This is a genomic window from Marinobacter sp. bablab_jr003 (assembly GCF_016464245.1).
Taxonomy (GTDB): domain Bacteria; phylum Pseudomonadota; class Gammaproteobacteria; order Pseudomonadales; family Oleiphilaceae; genus Marinobacter; species Marinobacter vinifirmus.
On the sequence record NZ_JADARC010000048.1, the window covers coordinates 1 to 653 of the forward strand.

Annotated in this window: 1 pseudogene; it reads right to left on the reverse strand. The window is 58.7% G+C overall.

Annotated features, from left to right (window positions below):
- A pseudogene (locus tag H3Z84_RS05680) lies at nucleotides 1-631 on the reverse strand (IS21 family transposase); the annotation flags it as partial.
- Nucleotides 632-653 lie beyond the last annotated feature (22 nt).

A 653-nucleotide genomic window follows, 5' to 3' on the forward strand; every position in this document is an offset into this window, starting at 1 on the left:
CCATTTCCGGAACACCGCCGAAGTACTCGAAGGTGCGCACGTGACTCAGCAGCCAGTCCTGCAACCCCTGGCTCCAGGTGGCTTCGGCGTAGGTGTAATTGGAGGCACCTAGCACGGCGACGAACACCTGAGCCGTGCGGATTTCACCGGTTTGCGGGTTGATGATCGGTACGGTGGGGCCGCAGTAGTCAATAAAGCATTTTTCACCGGCCTTGTGGATCTGGCGCATGGAGCGCTTTTGCTGCTTCTGCCAGTGCCGGAAGCGGTCACAGTACTGTGAGTAGCTATAGCATCGATTGGGATATTGGGCCGTGTATTCCTCCCACAGCAACTGCTTGGTCACGCCTTTGCGTTTGAGTTCCTGATGGACTGTCGCCCAGTCCGGCTGCTGATAGCGGACGGACGAGGTGGGATCGGAGCCGGGATAGAACATGGCCGCCAGGCGGCCGTCGTCCAAGTCCTTTGGCAATGGCCAGGTGATTTCCAGGGTATCGGCCCGGGCCAGGAGCTTCTGGATGGCTCCGACACTGGTCTTGGTGCTGGCGCTGATCTGCCGGATCGAGAGCCCGGCGTCCAGCCTCAGGCGAAGCAATTCTCTGATTTTGCGCATTGGAATTCTCTTTGCTGCCATGACCCTGATCCCCAAAAAAAGG